This is a genomic window from uncultured Phascolarctobacterium sp., assembly GCF_934190775.1.
GTDB lineage: Bacteria > Bacillota > Negativicutes > Acidaminococcales > Acidaminococcaceae > Phascolarctobacterium_A.
In genome coordinates this window covers 37,389-44,698 of record NZ_CAKPTG010000021.1, presented here as the reverse complement: position 1 = coordinate 44,698, position 7,310 = coordinate 37,389, and the positions used below count along the sequence as shown (strand labels likewise).

Here is a 7,310-nt window from a genome sequence, read left to right as displayed (position 1 = left end):
TTTTCGATTGTTGCTAAGATATCGCGTTCGCTGAGAATCAGGTAATCCTTACCTTGATGTTTAACAGGAGTTCCGCTATATTTTGCGAAGATAACTTCGTCGCCAACATTTACTTCGGGTTTAATCAAAGTGCCGTTGTCGCTGTATTTACCTCTGCCTACAGCCAGAACCTTGCCCTGTTGCGGTTTTTCTTTTACTGCAGTATCCGGCAGGAAAATGCCGCTGGCAGTTTTTTCTTCTACTTCTACAACCTCTACAATTACATGATCAGCTAATGGTTTTAACATTTTTATAACCCCTTTCGAGTATTCTTACTAACGTGAGAGTAATTTGCTTCTTGGTCATTAGCACTCATTTACTCCGAGTGCTAACCACAATTCTTATTATATCCATATTAGGAAAAAATGCAAGTGCTTTTTCGCTGTTTTTTACAATTTTGTCGCAATTTCTGCTTCACACCCTCAAAAATCTGCTTCAGCACTCTATTTTTTTGCTTCGCAGGTCCAAATTTTTGCTTGAGCACAAAAAAAGAGCAGTTCTCACTGCTCTTTTCGCTTATCCTTGCTTCTTCGCCGCCGCGGCAATAATGCTTTCCGCAAGCTCCTTCAGGCTGATACGTTTAGCCATGCTGAACTGCTGCATCTTACGATACGCTTCCTGTTCCGTCATGCCATGCGCTGTCATCAGAATCCCCTTGGCACGGTCCAGCAGCTTACGTGTCTCCAGGCTTTCCTTCAGCTTGCCAAGCTCCAGATTAAGCTTCTGCATTTCCTGAAAGCGCTTAGCCGCAATCTCCATTGCCGGAAAGAGCTGCTCCTCGCGTACAGGCTTGACCAGATAAGCGATAACACCTGCCTCCGATGCCTGTTCAACAATATCCTGCTGACTATACGCTGTCAACAGTAATACCGGCGCAATATTATCGGCAGCAATAATTTTTGCTGCGGTAATACCGTCCATAATCGGCATTTTTACGTCCATGATAATAAAATCAGGCTTTAACTCTTTAGCCAGCTTTACTGCCTCCTGCCCGTTAGCAGCCTCGCCTACTATTTCATGACCGGCATCCGCCAGCATTTCGCGCAAATCAAGACGCAAAATAGCTTCGTCATCTGCCAATAATATTCTCAGTTTATTTAACATCTTCCAGTCCCCCCTTTGGAATTGTTACTAATGCAAGTGTACCGCCATCCTCACGATTCGTCAAGCTAAAGCTTCCCTGCAGGTCGGCTTCCGCCATAGTCTTGATAATTTTCAGTCCTAAGCTTTGACGGCTGCTGTTTAAGGAAAAGCCTTCCGGAAGACCAACTCCATCATCAGCAATTGACAAAACATAACGCTTGCTCTCTTCTGTAAAGCGCACCTGCAGGCTGCCGCTCATGCGCCCTTCATAAGCATGTTCTATAGTATTTTGCAGCAATTCGTTTAAAATCAACGCAATGCTCGTCGCCTTGTCCGACGGCAGCTGCACCGGATCTGCTTTAAAATCAGCATGCAGCGTAAATTCAGGATTCAGCATACTGCTGATAATCGCCTGATAAATTCCCTTGGCCACTTTACCGACATCAATCAGCCCGGTATCCTGCTGCGATAGATATTCATGCACAATTGCGATGCTGTTGACTCTGTTGACGCAGTCACGCAAAACGATTTTAGTTTCATCACACTGCGCGCGGCGTTCCTGCAAGCGCAAAAGGCTGGCGATAGTCTGCAGATTATTCTTAACCCGGTGATGAATCTCCTTGATGACTACAGATTTTATCAGCAGCTCCTCGTCCTTTTTGCGCAGTTCAGTAATATCCTGCAATATCACAATTGCACAACCGGCCTTCGGCCTTGGTATTACCGGCAGAATGCGTATAGAAAGCAAAATGCCATGCATGGTAAATTCCTTGCTTTCTGCCGTGCCTGTTTCCATAACCATGCCGACCAGCGGCCAGTTGATAGCAACATCATTAGTACGGCAGCCTACAAGATGGGAAATATCCATCACGTCAAACATATGGCGCGCACGATTATTGGCAGCAACAATCACTCTGTTGGTATCTACCACCATAATGCCATCAGAAGGCAGCAGCCGGCGATAATTACTGTTATTGCTCACGTCCTGCCGCAGGTTGCATAAAAGCTCCAGTGACTGCGCAATAATAATATCGTCAGGAGCAGCACTTTCAAAGCTGACAGCGCCATAGCAATGACCACGACTGTCACGCAGCGGAAAAACCTTCAGGCTGCTGAACATGCCCAAGGCCCACTCACGCTTGCCGTTGACAGGCACATTTTTCTGCAGCACCCTCGCTACAAGCGGTTCCTCAACCGCCCGCACACGCCGCCCCGTCATATCAGGACGCACATTGCCAACCTGCGTCATCGGTTGTTCCTGCTTATAAACATTTAAAAACTTTTTATTTTCTCCCGGCAGATAAATCGTCACAGCAGCATGCGCTATATCTGCTGCCAAGCCGAGCACCTGTGGCATAGCTTGTAAACTGTTTCTTTGTTCTGCTGTTAAATTGCTCAGCATGTTTCCCCTCTTCTTCCTGCTGTTGTCCTTTCCACAGCTTTTTCTGATTAATCCACTATTTTATCCACTATATCCACAAGCTTTTCCACAACATTAATGCGCTTATATATGGATATTTCCAAGTTATCCACAATATCCACAGGCTTATACACCATAAAAGACATTTGTTTAGCCTAGTTTCAAAGATGGATTAGCGTTTAAATCCAATGGACTGAAGCTACCTGCCTGATACATAAAATAACCGCGACAGGCAATCATTACAGCATTATCGGTACACAAAATTGGTGTCGGATGTACCAGTTGGGCGCCAATCCCCTCCATAGCCTTTGCCAGCGTGTTTTGCAGTGTTTTATTGGCAGAAACACCTCCGGCCAGCACAATTTTGTTATAACCGGTATGCTGCATAGCATGCACCGCTTCCTTAACAAGGGCATCAACAACGGCACGCTGGAAGGATGCCGCTACATCGCTGCGGTTCACCTCACGTCCTGCCTGCTGCTGGTTGTGCAGATAATTGATTACAGCAGATTTTAAGCCGCTGAAGCTGAATTCATAAGGCTTATCCAGACGTGCTACCGGAAAATCAATAGCGTGGTCATTGCCGTCCAATGCCAGGCGCTCTATTTCCGGACCGCCGGGATAAGGCAGTCCCATAACGCGGGCAATCTTGTCAAAGGCTTCGCCCGCTGCATCATCACGTGTCTGTCCCAAAAGCTCAAAGCTGTTGTAGCCGGTAACCTTGAGCAGCGCCGTGTGTCCGCCGCTGACAACCAACGCCATAAACGGCGGCTTCAGCTCGCTGTCAGCCAAAAAGTTGGCAAATACGTGTCCTTCAAGATGGTTGACACCTATCAACGGTTTATCCGTTGCCCAGGCCAGCGCCTTGGCGGCCGAAAGGCCGACAAGCAGCGCGCCGACCAGGCCAGGTCCGTAGGTAACGGCAACAGCATCTATCTGCTCCATGCCAACGCCTGCCTGAGACAAAGCTTCGTCAATAACAGGCATGACATTTTCGATATGCTTACGCGAAGCAATTTCCGGCACAACGCCGCCAAATTTGCGGTGAATAACAATTTGTGAGGAAATAATATTGCTCAGTACCTCACGCCCATTCTTTACTACAGCAGCAGCAGTTTCATCACAGCTGCTTTCGATACCTAAAATATATACATCCTTCTGCTCTTTATTCATGGCCTGCTCCTTCTTTATACAGCCACATTATAACTGCATTTTCATGATTGTCTTCGTAATAATTCGGACGAATGCCCTCGCTGGCAAAGCCACAGGTCAGATAAACCTTCTGCGCGGCAATATTGCCCTCGCGCACCTCCAGCGTCATCGCCGTAGCACCAAGCTCCCAGGCCTTGTTGACCAGTGCTGCCGTCAGGCGTGTACCATAGCCCTGGCCGCGCTCCTCATCAGCAACAGCTACGCGTGTAATCTGCGCTTCGCCTGCCACCAGCCAAAAGCCAGCATAACCGACAAGCTTGCCGGCACATTCCATCACCAGATAGGTAGTCAGCTCGTTGGCTATTTCATTGCGCAGCATATTTTCATTCCAGGCATCATAAAAGGATTGTGCTTCTACAGCAACCAATGCCGGAATATCTGCTTCCGTCATTGCTCTGAAGCTTATTGTTGCTTGTGCTTCTTCTCCCACAATTCCTCAGCCTCCGATCTTCTGATATAGTATGGCTCCAGGCCAAAAATTTTCTTATCATTTTCTGCATCAAATTCAGCCAAGGCAGCCAAGGCCACAGAGCTTCCCTTGGGCATGCGCAATGCTTCCGGTGCTACGCTGATAAAATCCGGCAGACCGTTTTTTGCAAGCTTGCCGCACTCGCCCAAAAGCAAAGCCGGTGTACCCTGCAGCGCAATTCTTTCCAATGCTTTTTCCGCACTGACAACCTCAACAGGTGCCAGCTCTACAAGCTCGCCATTGCGCCATTCATATAAGGCCTGATAAAAATTCCCCTTTTGGGCATCAAGCACAGGTGACAGCACCCTGCCCTCAAGCTGAATATTATAAGCCATCGCCTTAAGCGTATCAACACCGTGCAGGCAGCACTGCCAGCTGTAGGCCATAGCCTCCGCCGTTGCCAGACCGATACGCAGACCGGTAAAGGAACCGGGGCCCATGCTGACAGCCAAAAGCTCGATGTCCTGCTTTTGTACACCGGTACGCTGCAGCAGCTGGTCTAATTGCGGCAGCAAGCCTTCGCTGTGTGTCATCCCCATATTTATCGTATATTCAGCTAAAATTTCCTTGTCACGGCATAATGCAATCGTGCACACCTTAGTGGCCGTATCAATTGCCAAAGTCAGCATCTTCTTCTACCTCCCGCAGCAGTTTTTCATATCTTTCACCCAGAGCCTGCAGCACAGCACGACGGCCTTCACCATCATGCAGCAAAGTAATCTGCAGATATTCCTCCGGCAGCTCCTCCTTGAACAGCTCAGCCCATTCAATCAATGTTACTCCATCGCCTCCGGCATATTCCTCAAAGCCGATGTCCTCCAGCTCCTCCGGACGGTTGAGGCGATATAAATCAAAATGCCTTATTTCCAGCTCACGCCCCTGATAAACATTCATGATAGCAAAAGTAGGACTGTTGACATCCTCCGCAGATGCTCCCAAGGCTACAGCAACACCGCGGCTGAGCAGCGTTTTGCCTGCGCCCAGGTCACCGCTCAGGCAGAAAACGTCACCGCTTGCCGCATGCTTGCCCAAAAGCCTTCCCAAGGCTTCCGTTGCAGCGCTGTCCTGCAAATAAATTTCCATAACCAACTCTCCTCACATTTGGCAAGAAAGAAATCCCCTGCCATAGTAATCAATAATTTGAAAAAGCGGCACCAGACTTACCAGTACCGCTTCTTTGTTTTTACAGTAAAGTCGTATTACGCGTCAGCGGATCCTCAATATCCATATGACCACTCAAAGTAATAACCTTTTTGCCCTCTATCAGAATTTGTACCCGCTTAATTTCCGGAAACTCTGTCAAGGTATTGGTAATAGCGTAGCAAAGCATCATCTCGCCATAGGAGCCTTGTCCCTTCTTGGCCAGCTCGCGCGTAAAATCAGCATAGGCAGTGCCATCCTGCTCAATTTTCAGACTGCGCACCTTAGTGCCGATAGGTACAACATCATCCATCTTCGCGTCCTGCGGTTTAGTAGTCACCAAGGCAATCAAAGCATTTTCCGGCAAACTTTTGCCGTTATCCTTCATTGTAATTTTTTCCGGCAACAGCTTTTCGCTGCCATCAGAAGCTGCACGATAAACAATAAAGCTGATATACTTTTTTTCCTGCACCACAGCTGTTGCCGCATTCTTGGCATCCTCTTTCGGCGGAACATTTTCACTGCAACCGCTTGCTATTACTGCACACAAAAGCAGCATCAATAAAATTAGCTTTCTCATTCTTGCCGCCTCCGTATTATGCAAAATATTTTTCAATGCCTTCAGCAATCAGGCGCGCTGTCTTCTTTTGGAACCATTGTCCCTTCATCAAGGTCAGCTCCTTTTCATTGCTGATAAAGCACATTTCTACCAAAACTGCCGGCATACTGATACGCTTGATAACATAAAAGTTTGCCTGACGTACACCCAGATCATCTACACCGAAATTAGCAGCCAGCTTATTTTGGATATTCTTGGCTAAGCGCAGATCATTATCAGTTTTCGGATAATAGTAGGTAGAAAAGCCACCGATATTTTTATTGACAGAAGAATTGATATGCAGGCTGACGAACATATCTGAATTATATTTTTCGCCAACGTTTACACGTGCCTGCAGTTCCTCTGCATCACTGGCATTAGGTCCGAATACATCTACATCGGTAGTACGCGTCATATAGACCTTAGCACCCTTATCTTCCAAAATTTCTTTAACTATTTTTGTAATAGCCAGGGTGATATTTTTTTCCTTCGTACCATCACTGCCGATAGCACCCGGGTCGCTGCCGCCATGACCTGCATCCAGGGTAATGATTTTACCATCCAAGCCGCCGCTGGTGCGGAACTTGCCATTTCCCTTTATTACTGAAAGCTTATCACCGGCAGATTTATTCTCTTGCTTATTTACCGTTGTTTCTGTTTTAGCAGCTACAGTATTCTTCTTATTGTCAACCTTCTTGTTTTCGGTTTTCTTTTTATTATTCTTTTTCTTATCCGGTGTCTTAACCGCTGTAGTATTTGTCTTGACAACAGTATTTTGCTTGATGCTGCTGTTAGTCTTTGTCGGACGGTTGCTTACTACCGGCCTGTTGCTTACAACAGTACTTGCCGCACCTGCCACAGTACCAGAGCTGCTGTAGGAAGCCTGCTTAGGCGTAACATCAAGCACTACGCGGAAGGGACGGCCAGTTGCCGGATCCTTCTTCAAGACGAAGGCTTTATAATTTTTTCCCGGCACATGCTGCTTTAAAGGCACACGCACCACCGTATAGCTGCCTTTATCCACAATTTTCAAGGAGTCAGCCAAAGAGCTTTTTACAGCCTTGCTCTGCGGCACCTGTGCTCCTTTATCAGCGTTTACCGTCAAATTCAGCGTATTGCCATCCATATCAACAGCGTATCCTGCAGTATCCGTCACATCAACAACGATACGCAGCACGTCTGCTTTATTGACACCCCATTTTACATCCGTTATCTTCGCTGCCTGAGCCACTGCACTCCAAAGCATACAGCAGGCCAGGAGCGTCAGCAGGAAAATCTTGCGCAATAGTTCCACCTCGCAAACTTATATACCCTTACTAAAGATTTTACTTCAATAATCTATTTTAACA

Annotated in this window: 9 protein-coding genes; all 9 read right to left on the bottom strand. The window is 47.1% G+C overall.

Annotated elements, in window-relative coordinates; translation table 11 throughout:
• On the bottom strand, nt 1-287 hold a 287-nt coding region (gene groES / locus Q0G26_RS10250; protein WP_293830372.1), incomplete at its 3' end, for a co-chaperone GroES.
• A 268-nt stretch (nt 288-555) separates the two neighbouring features.
• Nucleotides 556-1,143 (bottom strand): response regulator, encoded by a 588-nt coding sequence (locus tag Q0G26_RS10245; protein ID WP_293830370.1) that lies wholly within the window; start codon nt 1,141-1,143, stop codon nt 556-558.
• Nucleotides 1,133-2,524: a PAS domain-containing sensor histidine kinase gene (locus Q0G26_RS10240; protein WP_293830368.1), complete on the bottom strand. Its 1,392-nt coding sequence runs from the start codon at nt 2,522-2,524 to the stop codon at nt 1,133-1,135. The genes Q0G26_RS10245 and Q0G26_RS10240 overlap by 11 nt, the downstream gene beginning before the upstream one ends.
• A 168-nt stretch (nt 2,525-2,692) precedes the next feature.
• Nucleotides 2,693-3,715, bottom strand: coding sequence for a tRNA (adenosine(37)-N6)-threonylcarbamoyltransferase complex transferase subunit TsaD (gene tsaD / locus Q0G26_RS10235; RefSeq protein WP_293830366.1), 1,023 nt, complete (start codon nt 3,713-3,715; stop codon nt 2,693-2,695).
• Nucleotides 3,708-4,184 carry a ribosomal protein S18-alanine N-acetyltransferase gene (gene rimI, locus Q0G26_RS10230; protein WP_293830364.1) on the bottom strand — a complete coding sequence of 159 codons (477 nt, stop codon included), beginning with the start codon at nt 4,182-4,184 and terminating at the stop codon, nt 3,708-3,710. The genes tsaD and rimI overlap by 8 nt, the downstream gene beginning before the upstream one ends.
• A complete protein-coding gene (gene tsaB / locus Q0G26_RS10225; RefSeq protein WP_293830362.1) occupies nt 4,157-4,852 on the bottom strand; it encodes a tRNA (adenosine(37)-N6)-threonylcarbamoyltransferase complex dimerization subunit type 1 TsaB in 696 nt (231 codons plus the stop codon). The genes rimI and tsaB overlap by 28 nt, the downstream gene beginning before the upstream one ends.
• Nucleotides 4,833-5,306 carry a tRNA (adenosine(37)-N6)-threonylcarbamoyltransferase complex ATPase subunit type 1 TsaE gene (tsaE, locus tag Q0G26_RS10220; RefSeq protein WP_293830361.1) on the bottom strand — a complete coding sequence of 158 codons (474 nt, stop codon included), beginning with the start codon at nt 5,304-5,306 and terminating at the stop codon, nt 4,833-4,835. Before tsaE ends, tsaB begins: the two co-directional genes overlap by 20 nt.
• A 100-nt stretch (nt 5,307-5,406) precedes the next feature.
• Nucleotides 5,407-5,943 carry a GerMN domain-containing protein gene (locus Q0G26_RS10215; RefSeq protein ID WP_293830360.1) on the bottom strand — a complete coding sequence of 179 codons (537 nt, stop codon included), beginning with the start codon at nt 5,941-5,943 and terminating at the stop codon, nt 5,407-5,409.
• 16 nt (nt 5,944-5,959) lie between these two features.
• Nucleotides 5,960-7,246, bottom strand: a complete 1,287-nt coding sequence (locus Q0G26_RS10210) for an N-acetylmuramoyl-L-alanine amidase (RefSeq protein WP_293830359.1) — start codon at nt 7,244-7,246, stop codon at nt 5,960-5,962.
• Between the last annotated feature and the right edge of the window lie 64 nt (nt 7,247-7,310).